Source organism: Bacteroidia bacterium (assembly GCA_027493955.1).
Classification (GTDB): domain Bacteria; phylum Bacteroidota; class Ignavibacteria; order SZUA-365; family SZUA-365; genus JAOSJT01.
On sequence record JAOSJT010000001.1, the window covers coordinates 4,346,206 to 4,371,757 of the forward strand.

Consider the following 25,552-nt stretch of genomic DNA (forward strand, 5'->3'; position numbering starts at 1 on the left):
GCATACGACGGAATGCATTGACATTCAAGCGATTTTTCGTATATTTCGCTGTGAAATATTTTCACAATAACTCCAATGTTTTCAACGACTTCCGGGCCCTTACCATCGCCGACGCCTCCTCCTCCGGGACAAAATCCCGCATGAACCCGGATCCGACAGAAAAAATATCGACAAACTGGTTTCTTTACTTTGGTCATTGTTATCAGGTGTGCTTATGAGATTAACCGTCCTGCGATCTTGTGTTTTGATCGCAAGCCTGCTGCTCGTGTCATCAATCGGGTTGGCACAGACCGTCTACAGCCCTGACGTCTCGCGCGTTTTCGTCAGTGGTTTCATGGGGTTGAACCACAATACAAACATGGGTGATTTCAAGACGGACTGCGACTGTCTTTTCGAGGGCAGCTTCGGTCTCGGGAATGTCGGGGCCATTATCGGTGCCGACATCACATACGCCTGGTCGCCGTCATGGGCCGTTATGGCCAAGGTGTATTACGACAACAAGCACACGCGCGAGTCCTATGAGCGCGAGATCTCTACCCCCATTGCCACCGGCCAGCAGGTCATCGTCAACGGTGTGAATTACGAGGAAATTGGAGATGTCAGTCTCTCGTATTTCACGGTCGGACTGTTCGGTCGCTGGCAGCCGCGCCTCGCGCGCTGGTATGTGTTCGCCGGGCCCACTGTCGGACTTGCGGTGGCGTCGCAGGTGCAACACAATCAGGAAATCGTCGATCCGGATCTCTCGTATCGTGAATTGCTGGATACCAAGCGCCAGGTGTCCACTGGAGATTTCGACGGCACGCTTCGTCTCGAGGCGAGTGTCGGTTTCGGGTATGATTATATAATTCGCCCGCGCTGGTACGTCAACCCTGAAATCAGGGTCGGCTACCCGTTGACAAAAATCACCGACACGATCAATGACCGCAACAAGAGTATTCCTATCGATGACTGGAAAGTCATGTCGGTACAACTCTCTATCGGTCTGAAGTACGAAGCATTCTAATTCACGAACGTTCCACCTACCGGATACTGATTCCATGCAACGATTTGCTACTCTAACTCTTGTCGGTTTCGTCGTGTGCATCGCTTTGCTCGCCGGCTGCGCGGGAAGCGATCCGGCGGATATCGCCCTCGTCACGGGAGGCGTCGTCGAAAATCTCGGTGAGAACGTCAACTCCGCGTGGGACGATTACGCCCCGGCGGTCACCGCGAACGGGACACTGTTCTTCACCTCACGTCGGCCCAATCCCCGCCGTCAGGACTTCATGGATGACGTCTACCGCGTCAACCATATCGAGAGAAACTGGGAAAAACCGGTCTATCTCTCCGAAGTGATCAATACGCCCGAATCACAGGGTGCGATCTCCATTTCACCCGACGGCCGTACGCTGTACCTCGCTCTCTGCCGCCAGCCCGACGGCTTCGGAAAATGTGACATTTACATTGCCGAGTGGAACGAGCGCGGCACCGAATGGTCAAAAGCCAGAAATCTCGACAATCCCGAAGGGAAGGACCTTACGCTTACCACCATCGTCGATAATTTCGACAAGATCAATACCACGTACTGGGAATCGCAGCCGTCCATCTCCCCGGATGGCCGTACGTTGTACTTCGCGTCCGACAGGCCCGGCGGTTACGGCGGGACCGATCTCTGGATGTCGCAGAAGCAACTCGACGGAAGCTGGGGACGTCCGGTGAATCTTGGTCCGGATGTGAACACCAAAGGCGAGGAGCGCACACCTTCCATCGCGTTTGACGGTCGCACGCTGTATTACGCATCCGATGGCTATCCCGATGGCGAGAATTCAAAAGCGGCAGGTGGTATGGATCTCTATGTCACGCGCGCGCAGGGGAGCCGTTGGTCGCGTCCCATGAATCTTGGCTATCCGATCAACTCCAAGAATGATGACGTCTTCATTTCGTCTACCCTTTCCGGCGATACGCTCTACTTCGCATCCAACCGTCCGGGTGGATACGGCGGCTTCGATCTGTATCTCCTGCTCGATCCGCCATTCCCGCCGGATGCCGTCGTCAATATCGTCGGCGTTGTCACCGACATTGAAACCAGCCGTCCGCTCGCATCCACCCCGATCACTATCGAGGATTATGGAACCGGCGAGATTGTGAACAGATTCCAGAGCCTCGAAAGCGGGCAGTTCCAGTTCATCGTTCCCGCCGGACGCGAGTATCGCATCAGCGCGGAACAGAAGGGCTATCTGTTCAAATCCGATGTCTTCGAAGTGCCAGAACTTACCGTGTATCGTCGCCTCGAGAAGAACATTGCTCTCGAACCGATACCGCCCATCGTCACGGTGCCGCCGAAAACAAACCTCACCGTGCTGTTCGATTTCGATAAAGCCACATTACGTCCGGAATCCAAGCCGGAACTCGAACGTGCGATCCGCTTTATTCTCCAGAATCCCGGAAGACGCTTCGAAATCTCGGCGCACACGGATGCTCTCGGTACGGAAGAATACAACCTCGACCTCAGCGAACGCCGCGCGGCCGCCGTACGGAAATACCTCATCGGCAGCGGTGTACCCGAGGATATCATCGTTTCCAAGGGGTACGGCGAAGCGCAGCCGATCGATGATAACGAAACACCGCAGGGTCGCCAGCGCAACAGGCGTGTGGAACTCTCTGTCATCGAGTAATCTCGATTAGCCCGACAACAGTTTGATTCAGGTAGATACGGAGATAGAACTATGAACCGTGCGTACTCATCCATTTTTGCCAGAGTCACCATGCGGGTGCTCTTCGCGGCTGCGGCACTGCTCCTTTTCCTGCAGTCCGCCGAGGCGCAACCGCAGCTCACGTTCAAGCGCGTGACGGTGAACTGGCCGACGGTCGAGCTGTATTTTTCGGTCGGTTGCGACGGCAATCCGGCCTACAACATGACGAAACAGGATTTCCGTATCTACGAGAACGGCGTGGAAGTCAAGGACTTCACGCTGTGGTGTCCGGATCCGACGATACGCTGCGCGATTTCGGTTGCGCTGGTCTTCGACGCCTCCGGTTCCATGAGTGGTTCCGGAACAGCGGGCGCCAAACAGGCGGGCCACGCGTTCGTGGATCTTATGGACGGGGTGATTGACGAGGCGTCAGTGGTCTGGTTCACGTCGGTGGTGACGGTGTATCAACAGATGACGACGAACAAGCCGATGCTGCATTCGGCGGTGGACGCGTTGCCGGCCAGCGGCGCGACGGCGGTGTGGGACGGTATCTACGCTGGTCTGATCGAGCTGATCAACAACGGCGTCAACCAGTGCCGCGCGGTGATCGCGATGACGGACGGCGGCGACAATTCCTCGTCGCGCCAACCCGCGGAGATCATCGCGCTGGCGAACCGTCACCGCATCCGCATATTCACCATCGGTCTGGGCTCGTCCATCAACAGCGTGGAGCTTGAGCTGATCGCGCAGCTGACGGGCGGCAAGTACTTCCAGACGCCGAACGCGGGTCAGCTTGCGGCGATCTACACGGAGATTTCGACGATCATGTTCCAGGGCTTCCAGGAGTGCATCATCACGTACGAGCGGGAATGCGCGGACGGAAGCCTTCGGACGGTGGAGCTGCAGCTGCGGAACTTCTGCGGCGGAACGGACTCGAAGACGAAGACGTACCGCGCTCCGCTGGATTCGTCGACGTTCAAGACGCTGTATATGGAGCTCGGCAAGGGCGAGGGCAAGGGCGGCACGGACATCAAGGTTCCGCTGATGCTGATCACGCCGATCGACGAAGATATGTTCTATCCATTCCAGTTCACGCTGGAGTTCGATCCCTCGTGCGTGCAGTTCAAGAGCGTGACGACGCCCCCGGGCTCGTTGATCGAAGGTCTTCCGATATCGGTGACGCCGGTACCGACGGGCGCGCTGATACAGGTGACGGACCGGAAGCTGGTCAACGGGAGCGGTCTGCTGATGGAGTTTACGTTCAAGGCGTCGGATCCCGCCGATACGACGTGCTGCGAGATACGGGGCGTGAACCCGAAATTCGAACAGGGGTGTTTCATCCCGATCATCAACCCCGGCGAGATCTGCGTGTATCCGCGCAAGCCGGTGGTGAGCTGCGACATAGACGGCCCGAAGGAACTGGTGTGGATGCGTCCGATCAAGGACTACATGCCGAACCCGTTCTCGGTCAACGCTCGTTTCTACAACACGGGCGACAAGGAGGCGTTCAATACGCGCTTCAAGATCACGTACAACAGCGCGGACGTTCAGCTGATCACGCCGTTGACGGACGTTCAGGTGGGTTCGCCGAAGGACATCCCGTCGAACGGTTTCGCGGAGGTGACCTGGCAGCTTGCGGCCAAGCGTCGTTCGAACGAAGTGGAGACGGAGATCTGCATCACGGCGCTGTTCGACAATCATGAAGAAGTGGTCTGCTGCCTGAAGGTGAAGATTCCGCCGACGGAGCCGATACTCGAGTGCGCTCTGGACGCTCCTCCGATCGTAGCGGACAATATCAACCTGCGCTACGTGCCGATGCCGTTCCCGGTGACGGTGACGGTAACGAACGTGGGCGGCATGCGTACGGATTCGGTGTGGGCGACGATCAAGCTTCCGAAGGATCTCGAGCTTGCGGCGCCGGACATCCCGGACCGTCACACGAAGCGCGTGGTTCCGTCGCTGCTGTTCCCGAATCAGAGCGGCAGCGCGACGTGGATGGTCAAACATCCGAACACGGACGTCGAGAAGAGCTACATCGTGGAGGTGTGGGTGAAGACGGCGAACGCGGATTCGTCGAAGTGCGAGATCACGATCGTGATCCCGCCGTTGGATTCGCCGATACTTTCGCCGCGGTGCTACGTTCCGAGCGAACTGGTATTCGACGAAAACCTCGACACGTACGTCCCGAACCCGTTCACGGTGCGTCTGACCTGCGTGAACAACGGCAACACGGAGGCGTTTGACGTCGAGGGCACGATCATTCTTCCTCCGGACCTGGTGCTCGATCCACCGACGCAGCCGGTGACGAAGATGTTCACGCCGTCGAACATGCTCAAGTATGTTCCGCCGGCACCCGCGCCGGAACTGACGTGGACGGTGCGCTGGACGAAGCGGTACCGGTACAACGTGACGCCGCAGATCCGCTGGACGGTGACGGGCAAGAACTTCATGGGGGCGTACGTCTGGACTCGACGGAAGTGCGCTGCGCGATCCCGATCCCCGGTCTGATGCCGCTGTTCGGCTGCACGATCGAGATGCCGGATTCGCTTGCGCTCAACGCGTCGGAGACGGACGTCGAGCCGAACCCGTTCACGGTGCGGTACACGATCACGAACAAGAGCAAGCAGATCGGCCGTATCACGCGTCTGTTCATCAGCTTCCCGCCGGACGGTCTGTCGCTGGATCCGAGTTCGCCGAACCCGATGAACCAGACGATGAGTCTGGATCTGGACAAGGACGAGTTCCGGACGTTCGAGTGGATCATCAAGGTGCAGAACCGCATCACGCGTCGTCTGCCTCTGATCACGGTGATCGCCTTGGATGACGAAGGCAACGAGATCCGCTGCGAGCAGTATTTGCCGATCGCGAACCTGAAGACGGCGCTGATGTGCGACGTGCGGACGAGCGAGCCGGAGCTTCGGTACATTCCGGTGCTGACCGAGTACGAACCGAACCGTTTCGTGATCAGCGCGACGCTGACGAACACGGGCGGGGCGAACCTCAACGACATCGTGGCGGAACTGGAGTGGACGGATCCGAGCGGCCAGGATCTGGTGGAGTTCGATCCGGATTACGCGGACAACACGAACCCGAAGACGTGGGGCGTGCTGTTCCCGAGCCTGGGTCAGACGTTCACGTGGGGCTTCCGCCTGAAGAACAAGAACACGACGGACGTACCGCAGGTGCTGACGTTCAACATCAAGTACGGTTCGCGCGAGACGCCGTTCATCGCCGGAGGCTGCGAGGTTCCTGTGACGATCGAACCGGTTGTGGCTCCGAAGCTGATCTGCAGCCTGGGCGGTCCGGACACGGTGCGCTTCGTGGTGGACCGTTACGAGCCGACGCCGTTCGACATCGATGTGCATATCGAGAACATCGGCACGGGCGACGCGCGCGATGTGAAGGCGTACCTGCTGCAGGATACGCGGTTTACGATCGTCTCACCGACGATGCGTGCTCTCGGGACGCTTGCGGCGTTTTCGAGCACGGATCTGACGGGCGCGAACGGCTTCACGGTTCGTGTCAATCCGCGCGATGTTGACGGGTACGACACGGTGCGCGTGACGGTGGTTGCCGAGGGCGCGATGACCGAGTGCCTGCTTCCGATCTATGTCGAGCGCGAACTTCGTCCGCGCTTCGAGCTGGTGTGCACGTCGAGCGCGGTGTTGCGCTTCGACGATGTGCTCAACGATTACACGCCGAATCCATTCCCCGTGGAGACGCGGGTAAAGAACGTGGGCGACACGCGGGCGAAAGACTGCAAGTTGATCTTCGTCGGTCCTCCGCGCTTTATGCCGTATGACCAGGTGACGACGATCAGCCTGGGCGACATGGAAGTCAATGAAGAGCGCACGATCACGTGGCAGATGGTGCCGTGGCGTCGCGACGTGGGCGGCACGGAGACGCTGCTGTTCCAGGTGCACGGATCGGGTGGTCTGGGCAACCGGATCGTGGTCGAGCCGTGCGGTGTGGACATCTATGTACCGCCGGCACGCGCGGCGACGTATGCGTGCGACGTGACGGCGCAGTCGATATCGTTCGATCCGACGACGGGCGGGTATGTCCCCGATCCGTTCGAGGTGACGTCGACGGTGACGAACACGGGTCTTGCGGACGGTCTTGGCCTGTTCGCGGAGCTGACGGTGGAGAGCGGCCTGTATCTGACCTCGCCGGCGCGCGTGGACCTTTCCGGGACGCTGAGCCCGAGCGCGACGAGCGCTCCGGTGCGCTGGACGGTACGTCCGATCGCGCGTGCGACGGACGGGAACCTGAAGGCGACGGTGCGGTACACGGACCGCTTCGGGAACACGGCGTTGTGCGAGACGATGGTCTTCGTTCCCGCGGCACCGGAGCCGGGTCTTCTTCTGGGCTGCACGTCGGATCTGGTGAAGCTGGAAGTGGATAAGCTTCGCGGCGAGTACGTGCAATCGACGTTCAATATCCGCGACGGTGGGCAACAACAGCGGCCGTTCGGTATTCGACGTGGAAGTGACGGCGATCTCGATGGACGCGGATCTGAAGATCTCGCCGTTGTCGCCGAATCCAGTGATCGTTGCTCCGCGTCTGGACCACAACGCACCGACGGTGTCGGTGTCGTGGTCGGTGAACGTGGTTCCGCGCTCGAAGAGCGGTCCGATCCAGTGTTGTTCCGGTCACGGGCAAGGACGAGCAGGGCCGCTCGGTACCGACGCGCGAGTGTTCGGTGTGGATCGACGTTCCCGCGGTGGGCAGCCCCGATCTTCAGTGCGATATCATGACGTCGGTGACGACGCCGGATCCGAACGATGATCGGATGATCTCGTACAGCGAGTCTCTCGGCGACTATGAAGGCGAGAAGTCGGCGTTCGGCGACTACACGGTGTTCACGGTGAGCGCGACGATCCAGAATCGTGGCGAGGCGCAGGCGAACCGCGTCCGGGCGACGCTTCTGCTTCCGGAGTACATGGCCCTGGAGGCCGAAGAGAGCGCTCTGAAGAGCGTGACGCCGAACGACATCGGTCCCGGGAACGGGATAGCGACGGTGAGCTGGAAGGTTCGTCCGCTCGCGGTGGGCGAGGACAAGCCTTTGACGTTCGAGATCGTGACGACGTCGGAGAATCATCCGCCGGAGAAGTGCACGCATGACGTGACGCTTCAGGCGGCGCAGCGTCTTGTGACGCTCTCGCTTCCGGACGACATGGTGGGCAGCTACGGCGAGAAGGTGACGGTACCGGTTCTGGTGGGTGAGACGCTGGGCCGCGATATCTTCGCCTACAAGCTGACGATCCGTTACAATCCCTCTCAGATCCGCTTCCTGGACGCGACGAACGCGAACAGCCTGACGGCTCGCGGTTGGAACGGCCCGCAGGCGCGTGTTCTTGTCGAGCAGGGTGCGCCGGAAGGCAACCTTGTGCGTATCGAGGACCGTACGACGGGTCAGCCGTTGTCGACGAGCCGCACGGGGGCGCTGGTGTTCCTGCGCTTCGAGGTGGTGCACAATCCGGAGCAGATCGATCTGGTGGCGCAGTCGCCACTGGAGTTCGTCTCGAACACGCTGACGGACGACAACCGCGATTTGTGGTCGTCGATGAACAGCGTCAAGGACGAAGAGCAGGGCGATGTGAAGCTGGTGCTGATCAACGGCGCGGTGACGGTGAGCGGCGACTGCGTGCTGCCGCTGACGACGGCGACGCGTCTGGAGCAGAACCGTCCGAATCCGTTCAACCCGACGACGGTGATCACGTACCGTCTGGGCGAGACGGGCGAATACACTCTGACGCTGTTCGACGCGCTGGGCCGGAAGGTGCGCGTGCTGGAGACGGGCGTGAAGGCCGCCGGGACGTACACGTACGTACTCGACGCCACGGGCCTGACCAGCGGCGTGTACCTCTACCGCCTCGACACACCGACCTACAGCGACACCAAGCGCATGATTCTCTCGCGCTAAGACGCGCGGGGATTTCAACCGACCGTAGAATCAGAGCGGGAGGCGGCTGACACCGCCTCCCCTCGCTACCGAAACCCCGACGGAAGTTGTACATTTTCTCAGGAAGCCGATACCATGATGAAGAGAACAATCCTGCACACAGTCCTGCTCCTCGCAGTCCTGTTTCCGCCGCTGATGTTTGCTCAAGGGCAGGGTGGGGACGACGCCGTTATGGGGTTACCCGTCATTTCTGTCCGACTCGAGAGCTCGGCGACGCAGCTATTCTATGTGGACTACGATTATGTCCCGAATCGCATCACGGTGACCGCATGGGTGAAAAACATCAGTGCAGATACCGCGATCGCACGAAACGTCAACGCGCGCATCATCGCGGACACACGTTTTAATGTGCCTGTGGGAGAGCCGGTTGAAAAACACGTCGCGGATTTCCTGAATCCCGGAGATTCTGCCTCCGTTACCTACGAGTTGGTCGTGGCCAGCGAACGAAGCGATGATGGAACGGATGATGTCCGTGTGCTCGTTTTCACCGACAATGCCTATGCCAAGGATGCGACCATCCCCATCTGGGTTCAACGTGAAATGTTCCCCATACTGCAGAACACCATCGGATCTCTCCCGAGCCTGGTGTTCGACGACAACACCAACGACTTCATCCCGAATCCGTTCTGTGTCGATGTCGTGGTGCGAAATACCGGTGAAGGTGTCGCGGATTCCGTGTATATACAGTTCGTCGGTGTGCGGTATGTGACCGTGTTCGAGCAAGACTCTTCGATCAAATACCTCGGCGCCATGCGGCCGAATGAAGAGCGGACAGTGCGTTTCTGCTTCCGTCCGGCATGGCGGACCTTCGACACCACCGTAACCCTGAAATTCCAGACACACGGCATCGGTGGCTACAAGCGGAAGAAATACATCCAAGCCGACAGCGTTTCCATGTTCCTCCCCGCTGCGAAGCAGGCCGCGTATCAGGTTGTCTGTAACATCGTCCCGAGTTTCATAGAGTTCAAGGACCATCGCTACAATCCGGATCCCTTCGACTATACTGTGCAAATCACGAACGTCGGCACGGCGGTAGGCAAAGGTGTGAAAGCAAAACTGCAGTTTACGGGTTTCACACTCAATAGCGGAGAGAGCGAGGAAAAGGATCTCGGCGACATCGGCTTGGGACAGACGGTGAACGTGAGCTGGAAACTGAAGCCCACGAGACTGTTTGAACGGGATACCTTGTTCATCTGTGTCCGCGTCTATGACATTTTCAACAACAACGCGGTCTGTTGCGACAGTGTTATCGTAGACTCAATACGCACCGCGCGCTTCGACGTCGCATGCACTGGTCCCGATACAATCAGGGCTGATAATCAGGCGGGCGTGTATCTCAACAATCCCTTCGACGTGGAATTCACAGTCTGCAATATCGGCAGCGATTACGCGGATTCGCTGAAAGCCACGATATTCATCCAAAGTCCGAATGTCACTCCGATACCCGGCTTCCCGAATGTCATCGAAAAGGCTATTGTGTCCGGTACAGACTCGCTCGGAGTTGATAGCTGCTACACATTCCGGTGGACATTGGAAGCATTGCCTATGGCTGTGACAACCCCGGTGCGCATCAAGTTCACTGCGCAGGCACTCAATGCCGAGCCGCGGGAGTGCGAGATCGTCGTGATCGTCCAGAGACTTGATGCTCCAAATCTGGATATTACTTGTGGAACCATACCTGAGGATACTGTTAACTTCGATCCAAGCAGTGGGGGATATTTCCCACCCTACATCATTTACTGGGCTGTCGTGAAAAACATTGGTGGAGGGATCGCAAAGAACGTTTCAGTAACACTAGCCCCTCCACCTAGGACACAGTTGGCAGACGGTGAGACTTGGACCAAACTTGCAAACCCCAAGGATCTCGGACCGAATGACTCCGCAAGAATTGAGTGGATCACCGTTCCGGTGAGACGCACGGATTTCGGAAGCAATATAACTTATCGGGCAGAAGTCACATCAGAGAACGTCGTTGAGCGTCCGGTGTGCAGCGCGGATGTCTTTGTGCCTGCTCTGCCGAAAACGGCCGCTTTCTCCATACCTTCCAACAACGTAGGCTACACCAATCAGCTCATCATGGTGCCGATTTTCATCGATGATCCGACGGACAAGGACATCAAGAAAATCGAAATCAAGCTGCACTACAACATTGACGACAACCGTAACAGACGGCCGCTCGATGTGGTCGAGTTCCTCGAAATCGTGCAGTTCAATTCGCTGACGGAGGGATGGAACATCCTGAATCAGGGACGGAACGCTTCGAACGACGTGCTGCAATTCACGATACAGAGCACTTCCCAGCTCGCATACCCTGACAATGTGGCGCCGGAGTTCATTCCACCCCTCATCTGGCTGAAATTCCGCGCGGCCTTTGGCAGCAGTCCCGACGATCTCGACATCGAGCGCACTCCGGTCCTCTGGCCCGATCCTCTTGTCATTCAGTCGGAAGTGGTGATCAACGACGGTTCCATTTTCCCGCTCGTGACGCCGGGTGAGGTTTGGGTGAGCGGCGACTGTCTCCGTCCTCTCACAGCTTCGCCGGATTACATCATATTCAACCGGCCGAATCCTTTCAATCCGAGCACCACGTTCGAATACCATATCCCGGTGGACGAGCATGTGAAAATCGTTGTTTTTGATGCACTCGGACGCGAAGTTCGTACCCTCGTGAATGATTACAGAACCGCGGGTTACCACTCCCTGGTCTTCAATGCCGATGGACTACCCAGCGGCATCTATTTCTACCGACTTGAAACGCCATCATTCTCCACAATGAAGAAAATGGTGATTTCCAAGTAATCACATCCCGAGACAGTGATTTGAGTCCGGTCAGCAATGGCCGGACTTTTTTTTTTCGTGGTCAGGGAAAAGCCCGCCCAAAACCCATCTCCCCGGCAATCGATCAGGGAAGCCGTGGAGCAGAGGAGTATGGAGAAATTCCGTGCTGGTAAGAGGGAATGATGTACTTGCCTGACGCAGATCACATGCCTCCGTGTGTTCATCTGCCCCCGTTTTCGTGCGTAAAGCCGATGAGCGGTCTCCCAGGCAGACCGACAGGATAGTTGCGATTCAGGGCGAAAGTCCACATGTTCGCTGCCTCGATTCGAACCATGGTGTACAGGCTCCTTCTTGTCACATCGGGTGATGTGGCCGGGAGGCCACCGTTCAAGGGCTGCGCCGACATGTCATTTTTGCTCGTCATGGCGGTGCTTGCTTGGAGACGACTCCGGAGGTACGAATGTCCCACCGGATGAAACATCTCGAATTGCATCGTGAGAGCCCCTTTTTCATGATACCGGGAGAAAATGGAAGCAGCGCGGAGAGAGCGTTGCGGGTTGAAAAAAAAACTCAAAAACACGCGATTGCCCCTGTAACTTTTAGTCACTTCATGTGTTATTCAAGTTACAGTGCCGAAGAATTTCGCATGTTCGGCCTTGGCATCCCGGACACCCGACGTGGTCATACCACCCAGCCCATAAATAATTGACCTGCGTTTTCGGTGTGAATATATTTCACTTTAAATTGTTTCTTATGTATCTTTCGCCTAGATGAAACATTGATACAACTTTTTACTACAGACATACACAGGAGCCAAACATGAAAGTTGCGAACGAAGTCCGCACACTGTCGCGTATCGCGCTATGGGCGATGCTCGCGCTGTTTGCGTTCGGATCGGTTGCCGAGGCGCAACCGCAGCTGACGTTCAAACGCGTGACGGTGAACTGGCCGACGGTCGAGCTGTATTTCTCGGTCGGCTGCGACGGTAATCCGGCCTACAACATGACGAAGCAGGATTTCCGTATTTACGAGAACGGCGTGGAAGTCAAGGACTTCACGCTGTGGTGTCCGGATCCGACGATACGCTGCGCGATTTCGGTTGCGCTGGTCTTCGACGCGTCCGGTTCCATGATTGGCTCCGGAACAGCGGGCGCCAAACAGGCGGGCCACGCGTTCGTGGATCTCATGGACGGCGTCATTGACGAGGCGACTATTGTCTGGTTCACGTCGGTGGTGACGGTGTATCAACAGATGACGACGAACAAGCCGATGTTGCATTCGGCGGTGGACGCGTTGCCGGCCAGCGGCGCGACGGCGGTGTGGGACGGTATCTACGCGGGTCTGATCGAGCTGATCAACAACGGCGTCAACCAGTGCCGCGCGGTGATCGCGATGACGGACGGCGGCGACAATTCCTCGTCGCGTCAACCCGCGGAGATCATCGCGCTGGCGAACCGCCACCGCATCCGCATATTCACTATCGGTCTGGGCTCGGCGATCAACAGCGTGGAGCTTGAGCTGATCGCGCAGCTGACGGGCGGCAAGTACTTCCAGACGCCGAACGCGGGTCAGCTCGCGGCGATCTACACGGAGATTTCGACGATCATGTTCCAGGGCTTCCAGGAGTGCATCATCACGTACGAGCGGGAATGCGCGGACGGAAGCCTTCGGACGGTGGAGCTGCAGCTGCGGAACTTCTGCGGCGGAACGGACTCGAAGACGAAGACGTACCGCGCTCCGCTGGATTCGTCGACGTTCAAGTCGCTTTACATGGAGCTGGGCCGGGGCGAGGGCAAGGGCGGCACGGACATCAAGGTTCCGCTGATGCTGATCACGCCGATCGACGAAGAGATGTTCTATCCGTTCCAGTTCACGCTGGAGTTCGATCCCTCGTGCGTGCAGTTCAAGAGCGTGACGACGCCCCCGGGCTCGTTGATCGAAGGTCTTCCGATATCGGTGACGCCGGTACCGACGGGCGCGCTGATACAGGTGACAGACCGGAAGCTGGTCAACGGAAGCGGTCTGCTGATGGAGTTTACGTTCAAGGCGTCGGATCCCGCCGATACGACGTGCTGCGAGATACGGGGCGTGAACCCGAAATTCGAACAGGGGTGTTTCATCCCGATCATCAACCCCGGCGAGATCTGCGTGTATCCGCGCAAGCCGGTGGTGAGCTGCGACATAGACGGCCCGAAGGAACTGGTGTGGATGCGTCCGATCAAGGACTACATGCCGAACCCGTTCTCGGTCAACGCTCGTTTCTACAACACGGGCGACAAGGAGGCGTTCAATACGCGCTTCAAGATCACGTACAACAGCGCGGACGTTCAGCTGATCACGCCGTTGACGGACGTTCAGGTGGGTTCGCCGAAGGACATCCCGTCGAACGGTTTCGCGGAGGTGACCTGGCAGCTTGCGGCCAAGCGTCGTTCGAACGAAGTGGAGACGGAGATCTGCATCACGGCGCTGTTCGACAATCATGAAGAAGTGGTCTGCTGCCTGAAGGTGAAGATTCCGCCGACGGAGCCGATACTCGAGTGCGCTCTGGACGCTCCTCCGATCGTAGCGGACAATATCAACCTGCGCTACGTGCCGATGCCGTTCCCGGTGACGGTGACGGTAACGAACGTGGGCGGCATGCGTACGGATTCGGTGTGGGCGACGATCAAGCTTCCGAAGGATCTCGAGCTTGCGGCGCCGGACATCCCGGACCGTCACACGAAGCGCGTGGTTCCGTCGCTGCTGTTCCCGAATCAGAGCGGCAGCGCGACGTGGATGGTCAAACATCCGAACACGGACGTCGAGAAGAGCTACATCGTGGAGGTGTGGGTGAAGACGGCGAACGCGGATTCGTCGAAGTGCGAGATCACGATCGTGATCCCGCCGTTGGATTCGCCGATACTTTCGCCGCGGTGCTACGTTCCGAGCGAACTGGTATTCGACGAAAACCTCGACACGTACGTCCCGAACCCGTTCACGGTGCGTCTGACCTGCGTGAACAACGGCAACACGGAGGCGTTCGACGTCGAGGGCACGATCATTCTTCCTCCGGACCTGGTGCTCGATCCACCGACGCAGCCGGTGACGAAGATGTTCACGCCGTCGAACATGCTCAAGTATGTTCCGCCGGCACCCGCGCCGGAACTGACGTGGACGGTGCGCTGGACGAAGCGGTACCGGTACAACGTGACGCCGCAGATCCGCTGGACGGTGACGGGCAAGAACTTCATGGGCGTACGTCTGGACTCGACGGAAGTGCGCTGCGCGATCCCGATCCCCGGTCTGATGCCGCTGTTCGGCTGCACGATCGAGATGCCGGATTCGCTTGCGCTCAACGCGTCGGAGACGGACGTCGAGCCGAACCCGTTCACGGTGCGGTACACGATCACGAACAAGAGCAAGCAGATCGGCCGTATCACGCGTCTGTTCATCAGCTTCCCGCCGGACGGTCTGTCGCTGGATCCGAGTTCGCCGAACCCGATGAACCAGACGATGAGTCTGGATCTGGACAAGGACGAGTTCCGGACGTTCGAGTGGATCATCAAGGTGCAGAACCGCATCACGCGTCGTCTGCCTCTGATCACGGTGATCGCCTTGGATGACGAAGGCAACGAGATCCGCTGCGAGCAGTATTTGCCGATCGCGAACCTGAAGACGGCGCTGATGTGCGACGTGCGGACGAGCGAGCCGGAGCTTCGGTACATTCCGGTGCTGACCGAGTACGAACCGAACCGTTTCGTGATCAGCGCGACGCTGACGAACACGGGCGGGGCGAACCTCAACGACATCGTGGCGGAACTGGAGTGGACGGATCCGAGCGGCCGAGGATCTGGTGGAGTTCGATCCGGATTACGCGGACAACACGAACCCGAAGACGTGGGGCGTGCTGTTCCCGAGCCTGGGTCAGACGTTCACGTGGGGCTTCCGCCTGAAGAACAAGAACACGACGGACGTACCGCAGGTGCTGACGTTCAACATCAAGTACGGTTCGCGCGAGACGCCGTTCATCGCCGGAGGCTGCGAGGTTCCTGTGACGATCGAACCGGTTGTGGCTCCGAAGCTGATCTGCAGCTGGGCGGTCCGGACACGGTGCGCTTCGTGGTGGACCGTTACGAGCCGACGCCGTTCGACATCGATGTGCATATCGAGAACATCGGCACGGGCGACGCGCGCGATGTGAAGGCGTACCTGCTGCAGGATACGCGGTTTACGATCGTCTCACCGACGATGCGTGCTCTCGGGACGCTTGCGGCGTTTTCGAGCACGGATCTGACGGGCGCGAACGGCTTCACGGTTCGTGTCAATCCGCGCGATGTTGACGGGTACGACACGGTGCGCGTGACGGTGGTTGCCGAGGGCGCGATGACCGAGTGCCTGCTTCCGATCTATGTCGAGCGCGAACTTCGTCCGCGCTTCGAGCTGGTGTGCACGTCGAGCGCGGTGTTGCGCTTCGACGATGTGCTCAACGATTACACGCCGAATCCATTCCCCGTGGAGACGCGGGTAAAGAACGTGGGCGACACGCGGGCGAAAGACTGCAAGTTGATCTTCGTCGGTCCTCCGCGCTTTATGCCGTATGACCAGGTGACGACGATCAGCCTGGGCGACATGGAAGTCAATGAAGAGCGCACGATCACGTGGCAGATGGTGCCGTGGCGTCGCGACGTGGGCGGCACGGAGACGCTGCTGTTCCAGGTGCACGGATCGGGTGTCTGGGCAACCGGATCGTGGTCGAGCCGTGCGGTGTGGACATCTATGTACCGCCGGCACGCGCGGCGACGTATGCGTGCGACGTGACGGCGCAGTCGATATCGTTCGATCCGACGACGGGCGGGTATGTCCCCGATCCGTTCGAGGTGACGTCGACGGTGACGAACACGGGTCTTGCGGACGGTCTTGGCCTGTTCGCGGAGCTGACGGTGGAGAGCGGCCTGTATCTGACCTCGCCGGCGCGCGTGGACCTTTCCGGGACGCTGAGCCCGAGCGCGACGAGCGCTCCGGTGCGCTGGACGGTACGTCCGATCGCGCGTGCGACGGACGGGAACCTGAAGGCGACGGTGCGGTACACGGACCGCTTCGGGAACACGGCGTTGTGCGAGACGATGGTCTTCGTTCCCGCGGCACCGGAGCCGGGTCTTCTTCTGGGCTGCACGTCGGATCTGGTGAAGCTGGAAGTGGATAAGCTTCGCGGCGAGTACGTGCAATCGACGTTCAATATCCACGCGACGGTGGGCAACAACAGCGGCCGTTCGGTATTCGACGTGGAAGTGACGGCGATCTCGATGGACGCGGATCTGAAGATCTCGCCGTTGTCGCCGAATCCAGTGATCGTTGCTCCGCGTCTGGACCACAACGCACCGACGGTGTCGGTGTCGTGGTCGGTGAACGTGGTTCCGCGCTCGAAGAGCGGTCCGATCCAGGTGTTGTTCCTGGTCACGGGCAAGGACGAGCAGGGCCGCTCGGTACCGACGCGCGAGTGTTCGGTGTGGATCGACGTTCCCGCGGTGGGCAGCCCCGATCTTCAGTGCGATATCATGACGTCGGTGACGACGCCGGATCCGAACGATGATCGGATGATCTCGTACAGCGAGTCTCTCGGCGACTATGAAGGCGAGAAGTCGGCGTTCGGCGACTACACGGTGTTCACGGTGAGCGCGACGATCCAGAATCGTGGCGAGGCGCAGGCGAACCGCGTCCGGGCGACGCTTCTGCTTCCGGAGTACATGGCCCTGGAGGCCGAAGAGAGCGCTCTGAAGAGCGTGACGCCGAACGACATCGGTCCCGGGAACGGGATAGCGACGGTGAGCTGGAAGGTTCGTCCGCTCGCGGTGGGCGAGGACAAGCCTTTGACGTTCGAGATCGTGACGACGTCGGAGAATCATCCGCCGGAGAAGTGCACGCATGACGTGACGCTTCAGGCGGCGCAGCGTCTTGTGACGCTCTCGCTTCCGGACGACATGGTGGGCAGCTACGGCGAGAAGGTGACGGTACCGGTTCTGGTGGGTGAGACGCTGGGCCGCGATATCTTCGCCTACAAGCTGACGATCCGTTACAATCCCTCTCAGATCCGCTTCCTGGACGCGACGAACGCGAACAGCCTGACGGCTCGCGGTTGGAACGGCCCGCAGGCGCGTGTTCTTGTCGAGCAGGGTGCGCCGGAAGGCAACCTTGTGCGTATCGAGGACCGTACGACGGGTCAGCCGTTGTCGACGAGCCGCACGGGGGCGCTGGTGTTCCTGCGCTTCGAGGTGGTGCACAATCCGGAGCAGATCGATCTGGTGGCGCAGTCGCCACTGGAGTTCGTCTCGAACACGCTGACGGACGACAACCGCGATTTGTGGTCGTCGATGAACAGCGTCAAGGACGAAGAGCAGGGCGATGTGAAGCTGGTGCTGATCAACGGCGCGGTGACGGTGAGCGGCGACTGCGTGCTGCCGCTGACGACGGCGACGCGTCTGGAGCAGAACCGTCCGAATCCGTTCAACCCGACGACGGTGATCACGTACCGTCTGGGCGAGACGGGCGAATACACTCTGACGCTGTTCGACGCGCTGGGCCGGAAGGTGCGCGTGCTGGAGACGGGCGTGAAGGCCGCCGGGACGTACACGTACGTACTCGACGCCACGGGCCTGACCAGCGGCGTGTACCTCTACCGCCTCGACACACCGACCTACAGCGACACCAAGCGCATGATTCTCTCGCGCTAAGACGCGAAAACTGTTCAACCCATAGCAAGCCCGGGCCCGCGTACGCGGGTCCGGGCGTTTTTACTTCCGGGAAAGAAGATAATCCTGTAACTTTTACCAGGTTCATGGTTTATTGTATGAGAGCCCTTCCCCACGTTACGCGTACCTGGAAGCCAATGACGGTAGTCTGAGCACGCAAAAAAGGAGATATCAATGCAAGGCAGAAATGGAAGCATCAGAATGTCGCGATTCGTGTTGCGGGCTTTGCTCGGATCGATTATGATCTGTTCGACAGCGTATGCGCAGCCAACGCTGAATTTCAAACGCGTGATAGTGAACTGGCCGACGATCGAGCTGTACTTCTCGGTCGCCTGCGACGGAAGTCCGGCGTACACCATGACGCAGCAGCATTTCCGCGTTTACGAGGAGGGCTCTGAGATACAGGACTTTACGCTCTGGTGCCCCGATCCGACGGATCGTTGTGCCGTGTCCGTGGCGATGGTCATGGATGCATCCGCTTCGATGAGTGCAACGTGGAGGCCGAGCGTAAAGACCGCAGGTCATGCGTTTGTAGACCTGCTGGATGGTGTCGTTGATGAGGCTGCCATCGTGTTTTTCAATCAAACAGTGGAAGTCCGGCAGCAAATGACGACGAACAAACCGATGCTGCACTCGGCGGTAGACGCATTGTACGCCTCCGGCATCGCTGCTTCAATGGATGGCATACATGCGGGAGTGCTTGAGGTGATAAACAGGGGAGTGAATCCCTGCCGTGCCGTTATCGCGCTGACTGATGGTTATGAACGGATTTCGACGCATACCGCGGCGGAGATAATCGATCTGGCGAATCGTCATCGCATCAAGGTGTTCGCCATCGGTTATGGTAACGATATCAACAGACAGCTACTCCAGACGATAGCGCTGCAAACGGGTGGCAGGTACTACGAGACACCGACCGTCGGACAGCTTGCGGCGATCTACCTTGAAATCTCGACGATACTGTTTCAGCAGTTTCAGGAATGTCTTATCACGTATCAGGGGCAGTGCGCCGACAGCAGCAGTAGGACAGTGGAGTTGTCGTTACTGAATTTCTGCGGAGGAGACGATGCCGCGAGTAAAGGTTATACAGCGCCCTTGCTCTCGCCCAGACTCTTCCCGCGCGATTACGTGCCCAACGAACTGGTGTTCGTTGACAGCGCCAACACCTATGTACCAAATCCGTTTTCCGTGCGACTGACCTGCACGAACCAGAGTGTGGAGGTCGCGACCGATGTGGAGGGGAGCATTATTCTTCCTGATGGTCTGGAGCTTGATCCGCCGGGACAACCGGTGAGAAAGCTGTTCACCCCGTCAACAATGAAACAATACACTTCACCCGACCCGATCCCGGAATTGCTCTGGACGGTGCGGTGGACGAGGCGAAACCGGTACGACGTGAATCCGCAGATCAGGTTCACGGTAACGGGGAAGGACTGTCGCAGTGTGCAGATTGATTCAACCGAGGTCAGGTCTACCATCCCTATAAAGGGGGTGTATCCGAGCTTCGTCTGCGATGCCTTCGACTTGCCGGATTCCCTTGCGCTCAATGCCGCCGGGACCGATGTGGAGCCGAATCCGTTTACCGTGAGATTCACGATAAAGAACAAGGGGAATAACGTCGGCCGCATCACACGTCTGTTTATCAGTTTTCCGAGCACAGATGGTTTGTCCCTGGATCCGAGCTCGCCGAACCCGATGAACCAGACGATGAATCTTGAGCTGGACAGGGACGAATCGCGGACGTTCGAATGGATGGTCAAGGTGGAGAAGCGTATCACGCGCCGTGTGCCGATGATAACAGTGGTCGCTCTCGATGACGAGGGGAATGAAATACGCTGCGAGGACCTGCTCCCGATTGCCGGCGTGGGGACGGTCGGCAGCGGAAGCGTCCCCTTGCCCACCGCGACGCGTCTGGAACAAAATCGCCCCAATCCCTTCAATCCGACGACGACGATTGAGTATCACCTCGGCGAAGCGGGCGAGTACTCGCTGACGCTGTATGACGCGTTGGGTCGCATGCTGCGCGTGCTCGACTCCGGATACAAGCCGGCCGGGACGCATAGCTACGTTCTCGATGCGTCGGATCTGCCCAGCGGTGTGTATCTCTACAAGCTGGAGACGGCTGGGTTCAGCGAGACGAAACGCATGATATTTGCACGCTAGAATCCGGGAGTCACAACCGGTATCGTTGCAGGGGTCTGCGATCCAGGCCTGCTATTCTGTGGGATGGATACTCGGAGGCGCAGCGGGATCGGAATTACGGTCTTGCACATCCTCTGTCCCGAAGAACATTTTCTGATTTCACCACTGCAGCACCTATGACACGGGAAGGAATCACCATTTCCTCCTTGCTGCTGAAGGCTCATTGAATCGCGAAACGAGAACCGTACCCTCTCGTCACTCTGCGTCTCTGCTTCTCTGCGACCTTGCGTTCCATTCTTCTGAAATCAGCAGGGAATGTAACGCAAAGACGCCAAGGTGCAAAGTCGCTAAAATGGATACTCTCACGAGCCCTGTCGTTTCGTGATGTAGGCGGGTCCGCCATGATATCGCCATTGCAACACCCAAATCACAACCGGAATCCTCGTAAGTCATTGAAAACAATGACTCACATTTGCATTCCCATAAAGCGTGGCCAAGTCGGGTCTGGGGGATGGATACTCGGAGGCGCAGCGGGATCGGAATTACGGTCTTACACATCCTTTGTTCCGTAGGACATATCATGTGCCTCTGTACTGAGGGGGAACAAAAAACCCCGCGTCATCGCGGGGTTTTGATTCGTTCGAATGATTCTCTTGTGAGTAGTGGCATCAATGCATGACGCCGGTCGGAGGGGTGCCGGTAAACATCTGACCCTGGTCCGCCGCGATGTTGATTTCTCCGAATTTGCGTTCGAATTTGTCGATGTTGTCGCGCAGGGCGTTGAGAAGCAACTTCGCATGCACCGGTGTCATGACCACCCTGGCATGGACTTTCGCTTTCGGAATGCCGGGAAGGATGCGGGTGAAGTCAATCACGAATTCCGCGTTGGAGTGCGTGATGATTGCAAGATTCGAGTAGATGCCTTCGGCTTCCGCTGCGCCGAGCTCGATGTTGACTTGCTGGCTCTGCATGTCCGGATTGTTGTGATCGCTCATGGTGGGCTCCGTTATTCCTTGCGCAGTGCGTCGGCCTTCTCATAGGCTTCGGCAGCTTCTTTGGTCATCCCAACGGATGCGTAAACGCGCCCTGCGAGATCCCAGTTTCCCGCGACCTCTGGTTGCAGTGTGAGAAGCTGCTGGAGATAGGGCACACCCTTGCGGATAATTTCCTTGTATTCGTCAGATGCTGTCTCAACGTCCGTGGACTGATTTGCATCACGAACGCTTATACCCCAGCGAAGGTAGGCAACCACCATATTGTACAGAGCGCTGGAGTTCTTTGCGTCAAGCTGAATTGCACGCCCCAGAAACTTCGTCGCGTCTTCATACTGACTGACTTGCAGCATGGCGGTTCCGGCGGCATACTGTGCGCTTCCGTCAGACGCATTCTTTTCCGCATAGTCTTTGAACTTCGTCACGGCTTCCGTCACACGGTCTGCGGCGATATACGCGTTGAGGAGCTCGTTATTCAGCTCGCTGCTCTCTGGGAATTTGACGACGGCGTCATTGAGCAGGGTGATGACTTCGTTATACTTGGCTTTCGCGCCTTCGGCGTTGCCGGCATTTTTCAGCTCGTTGCCTTTGAGGGTATGAAGCTGTGCAAGGGCGCTGTACGCGTCGGCATTCGGATTGCGCTTGATCTGCTCGTTGAGGGGTGCCAGGGCGTCATCGGCTTTTCCCGCGCCCATGAGAGCGAACGCGTGGTAAATGTAGGCGTTGTGCCGTGCGGAGCTGTCCGGTTCGAGCAGGGTCGCCGCTTTGAAGGCGTCAGCCGCTTCGAGATACAGCTTTTCGTCCTTCCGTATCTGTGCGCGCTTGAGAGAGTTTGCGCCGTGGTTGAAGGCCTGGCCCCAGAAGTAGTAGGAATTCTGGTCAATGTCAGTGGTTTTACCGAACTGACGCGCCTTTTGCCAGGATTGCTGGAGGGCCATGTATTGCTTTTTCTCGCCCTGAATGATGCCCAGCCAGTACCAGCCTTCGGCACTGTTCGGTTTCTCCGTCACTTCTTTCTGGAATGCCGCAAGGGCCTGATCGAGCTTTTCTTCGCTTTTATTCGATTGATACTGCTGATAGTACAGCTTGCCGCTGGTGACATTCGGTGATGAACACTGGAAACCCATGGTGGTGAATGCGATTACGATGATCGCAAACAATACGACCATGGGGGAATAACGGTGCTTCATGGTATCCTCATGTGGTAGATCTTTGGAAGAGCTGTTCCTCCGGACATTCTCAAAGTTACCGATTCGCTCCGGTAAAGGCAAGGGAATTACCATTGCAGGCGCCTGAAACCCATTGCATGACAGATACTCCGCCTCAATCCGTGACATCCGCGTACCCCATCCGCAGATTGGGCGATACATGAATCGCCCAATTCTGGAAGCAGCGGCGGCGCCCGGCGTTTTCTTCGATAAAAGCGCCGCGAAAATCCGCCTCAATCCGTGACATCCGCGTACCCCATCCGCAGATTGGGCGATACATGAATCGCCCATTTTGGAAGCAGCGGCTGCGCCCGGCGTTTCCTTCGAGTAAAGCGCCGCGAAAATCCGCCTCAATCCGTGACATCCGCGTACCCCATCTGCAGATTGGGCGATACATGAATCGCCCAATTCTGGAAACAGCGGCTGCGCCCGGCGTTTCCTTCGAGTAAAGCGCCGCGAAAATCCGCCTCAATCCGTGACATCCGCGTACCCCATCCGCAGATTGGGCGATACATGAATCGCCCTATTCTGGAAGCAGCGGCGGCGCCCGGCGTTTCCTTCGAGTAAAGCGCCGCGAAAATCCGCTTTAATCCGTCTGATCCCCGCTCCAATCCTGCAAACTTGCATCGAATATTCGGTCCAAGTGTACGGTACGTGCGCGCGCTGCGTGTACGGGATTTCTACCCTTGTTTTCTGCACTCCATCGTCTATATTACAGGATTAGGTGCGCAATGAAAATCTCCGATGATGGGAAGCGACGCAGCATCCTGGGGATCCTTCAAAAGACCCGGGCCGGGACCTCGCCCGCTTCGCAACAACAAAAACTCGATGCCCTCCTCACCATCTGCCGGAGCAACCTTGCTTCCGTAGACGAGGAGTTGATCGCGCGCGCTTTCCACTTCATGCATCAGGCGCATAAGGACCACCGCCGGAAATCCGGAGAGCCCTACGCGACCCACCCCTACGCGGTGGCCATGATTGTCGCTCAGGAAATCCCCCTCGACGATGTCTCCGTCGCCGCAGCGCTGCTGCATGATGTCCTCGAGGATTGCGAGGAGTACAGCTATACCGACCTGCTCCACGAGTTCGGCCAAACCATAGCGGATATCGTCGAAGGGGTCACGAAAATCTCCTCAATTCTTGTCAGCATGGAAATCAGCAAGGCGGAAAACTACCGCAAATTGATGGTATCCATGGTCAACGATATTCGCGTTATTCTCGTCAAATTCGCGGACCGCCTGCACAACATGCGCACACTCGAGTTCGTCAGCGAGAGCAAACAGGAACGCATCGCGCGTGAAACGCTCGAGGTGTATGCGCCGCTCGCACATCGTTTCGGACTCGGACGAATCAAATGGGAACTCGAAGACCTCGGTCTGAAACACCTGCATCCCGAGGAGTATCGGCGGCTGAAACATCAGATCGCGGAAAAACGTCGCGACAGAGAAGACTACATCGACCGCTTCAGCAAACCACTCAAGGCGGAACTGCAGAAAGCGCATCTCAACTTCGAAATCAGTGGTCGGCCGAAGCACATGTACAGCATCTATAAGAAGATGGTCGATCGGAATAAAACCTTCGACGAGATCTACGACCTCTTCGCCGTTCGCATCATCCTCGATACCGAAGAGGATAAGGATTGCTACATGGCATACGCCATCGTCTGCGAAGTGTATATGCCCATCCCGGAACGGTATAAGAATTACATCGCCCTCCCGAAGCAGAACGGGTACAAGTCCATTCACACCACTGTCCTCGGTCCCGACGGGAAAATGGTGGAAGTGCAGATCCGTACACGCGCCATGCACGAAATTGCGGAGAAAGGAATCGCGGCGCACTGGGCCTATAAGGAGAGCACGCAAAGCAAGGGCAGCCCGTTCGAGAATTGGGTGCGTTGGGTGCGGGAAGTCCTCGAAAGTCCGCAATCTGCGGCAGGAGATGAGGAAGACGCACGACAGCTGCTGGACAATTTCAAACGCAACCTGTATTTGGATGAAATTGTCGTCTTTACCCCGAAAGGTGATCTCATCGTGCTTCCCAACGGCTCCACACCGGTGGATTTCGCTTTCGAAATCCATTCCGAAGTTGGGCTGCATACCATCGGCGCGAAAGTCAACGGACGTATCGTCCCGCTCAGCCGAAAACTGCACAGCGGCGATCAGGTGGAAGTCATAACCTCCCGCTCGCAGTGTATCAGCGCGGATTGGGAGCAGAGCGTGGTGACGCATAAAGCGAAGGTGGCCATCCGCCGTTTTGTCAACGAACAGACAAAACAAGTGCTGCAAAAAGGCAGGGAGAAATGGGAACGCAAGGCGAAAAAGCTCAAGCTACCGCTCGATGAAACACCGCTGCTCAAAGCGGCGCGCATTCTGAAATATCCCGGTCTTTCGCGCATGCTCGTGGCGCTGGCGAAGGATGAAATCACCGTTGACGAAATAGCCGAGGCCTGCCTCGCGGCGGAAGAAAAAGAACCCGAAACTATCCTGCCCGTGCGCGACCAGCAGCAAGTGTTCGATGAGTTTGCCGATGCGGCACGCAGCGAACAAGGCGTGATGATACAGGGCGAAATCTCCAATATCGAATTCGATTTCGCTCGCTGTTGCAGTCCGTTGCCGGGCGACGACATCATCGGTTTCGTCACCCTCGGGCATGGCATCAAAATCCATCGCCGCTCGTGCAAGAACATTCAGCGCCTCATGCACGCCGATGACGCGTCTCCCATGCGCGAGCGCCTGATCGATATCAGTTGGCCCGAGAACGCGGATCTGCATTATCTCGGCGGCATCAAAGTCACGGGCGAGGATCGTCCGGGTATTCTGAACGAGATCGCGCTTGCGGTCACCAGCTATCAGAACACCAATATCCGCAGCGTCAACATTGAGACGGACAAATCGTTCTTCTACGGATCCATCCTCGTCACCGTGCGTAGTCTCGACCATCTCGAGCGTCTGATCGAACGGCTCAAACGAGTAAAGGGCATCGCTTCAGCGGAACGCTACGTGGAAATGTCCTGAAACACATCCCTGTCACGCAGTGCGCCCCGTATACGGTGCGCATGCACAGCATCACG

The 25,552-nt window shown here is 58.0% G+C and carries 12 protein-coding genes; 9 read left to right on the forward strand and 3 right to left on the reverse strand.

The features are described 5' to 3' along the window. The first annotated feature begins 214 nt into the window (after positions 1-214). The 5 genes from M5R41_16595 (at position 215) to M5R41_16615 (ending at position 11,436) form a co-directional block, all read left to right on the forward strand. Positions 215-1,003 (forward strand): PorT family protein, encoded by a 789-nt coding sequence (locus M5R41_16595; protein MCZ7558021.1) that lies wholly within the window; start codon positions 215-217, stop codon positions 1,001-1,003. A 34-nt stretch (positions 1,004-1,037) separates the two neighbouring features. After that, complete coding sequence (locus M5R41_16600; protein MCZ7558022.1) at positions 1,038-2,654, forward strand: OmpA family protein; 1,617 nt, start codon at positions 1,038-1,040, stop codon at positions 2,652-2,654. A 51-nt stretch (positions 2,655-2,705) separates the two neighbouring features. Continuing rightward, entirely contained in the window at positions 2,706-5,180 is a 2,475-nt protein-coding gene (locus M5R41_16605) for a VWA domain-containing protein (protein ID MCZ7558023.1), read from the forward strand. 2,284 nt (positions 5,181-7,464) lie between these two features. Further along, positions 7,465-8,598, forward strand: a complete 1,134-nt coding sequence (locus tag M5R41_16610; GenBank protein ID MCZ7558024.1) for a T9SS type A sorting domain-containing protein — start codon at positions 7,465-7,467, stop codon at positions 8,596-8,598. 114 nt (positions 8,599-8,712) lie between these two features. After that, complete coding sequence (locus M5R41_16615; GenBank protein ID MCZ7558025.1) at positions 8,713-11,436, forward strand: T9SS type A sorting domain-containing protein; 2,724 nt, start codon at positions 8,713-8,715, stop codon at positions 11,434-11,436. A gap of 199 nt (positions 11,437-11,635) precedes the next feature. Here the strand turns inward: M5R41_16615 and M5R41_16620 are convergent, their stop codons facing one another. After that, positions 11,636-11,839: a hypothetical protein gene (locus M5R41_16620; GenBank protein MCZ7558026.1), complete on the reverse strand. Its 204-nt coding sequence runs from the start codon at positions 11,837-11,839 to the stop codon at positions 11,636-11,638. Positions 11,840-12,234: 395 nt separating this feature from the next. Between M5R41_16620 and M5R41_16625 the strand changes: the two genes are divergently transcribed. From M5R41_16625 to M5R41_16635, 3 genes are all read left to right on the forward strand, one after another. After that, entirely contained in the window at positions 12,235-16,212 is a 3,978-nt protein-coding gene (locus M5R41_16625) for a VWA domain-containing protein (GenBank protein MCZ7558027.1), read from the forward strand. Continuing rightward, positions 16,161-18,122 carry a T9SS type A sorting domain-containing protein gene (locus M5R41_16630; protein ID MCZ7558028.1) on the forward strand — a complete coding sequence of 654 codons (1,962 nt, stop codon included), beginning with the start codon at positions 16,161-16,163 and terminating at the stop codon, positions 18,120-18,122. Before M5R41_16625 ends, M5R41_16630 begins: the two co-directional genes overlap by 52 nt. 192 nt (positions 18,123-18,314) lie before the next feature. Beyond that, entirely contained in the window at positions 18,315-20,303 is a 1,989-nt protein-coding gene (locus M5R41_16635) for a VWA domain-containing protein (GenBank protein MCZ7558029.1), read from the forward strand. Positions 20,304-20,950: 647 nt separating this feature from the next. Here the strand turns inward: M5R41_16635 and M5R41_16640 are convergent. Both M5R41_16640 and M5R41_16645 read right to left on the reverse strand, forming a co-directional pair. Continuing rightward, on the reverse strand, positions 20,951-21,277 hold the full coding sequence (locus tag M5R41_16640) for a DUF3467 domain-containing protein (protein ID MCZ7558030.1): 327 nt from the start codon (positions 21,275-21,277) through the stop codon (positions 20,951-20,953). A gap of 11 nt (positions 21,278-21,288) precedes the next feature. Continuing rightward, positions 21,289-22,464 carry a hypothetical protein gene (locus tag M5R41_16645; GenBank protein MCZ7558031.1) on the reverse strand — a complete coding sequence of 392 codons (1,176 nt, stop codon included), beginning with the start codon at positions 22,462-22,464 and terminating at the stop codon, positions 21,289-21,291. A 749-nt stretch (positions 22,465-23,213) separates the two neighbouring features. Between M5R41_16645 and M5R41_16650 the strand changes: the two genes are divergently transcribed. Then, positions 23,214-25,496, forward strand: coding sequence for a bifunctional (p)ppGpp synthetase/guanosine-3',5'-bis(diphosphate) 3'-pyrophosphohydrolase (locus M5R41_16650; GenBank protein MCZ7558032.1), 2,283 nt, complete (start codon positions 23,214-23,216; stop codon positions 25,494-25,496). Positions 25,497-25,552 lie beyond the last annotated feature (56 nt).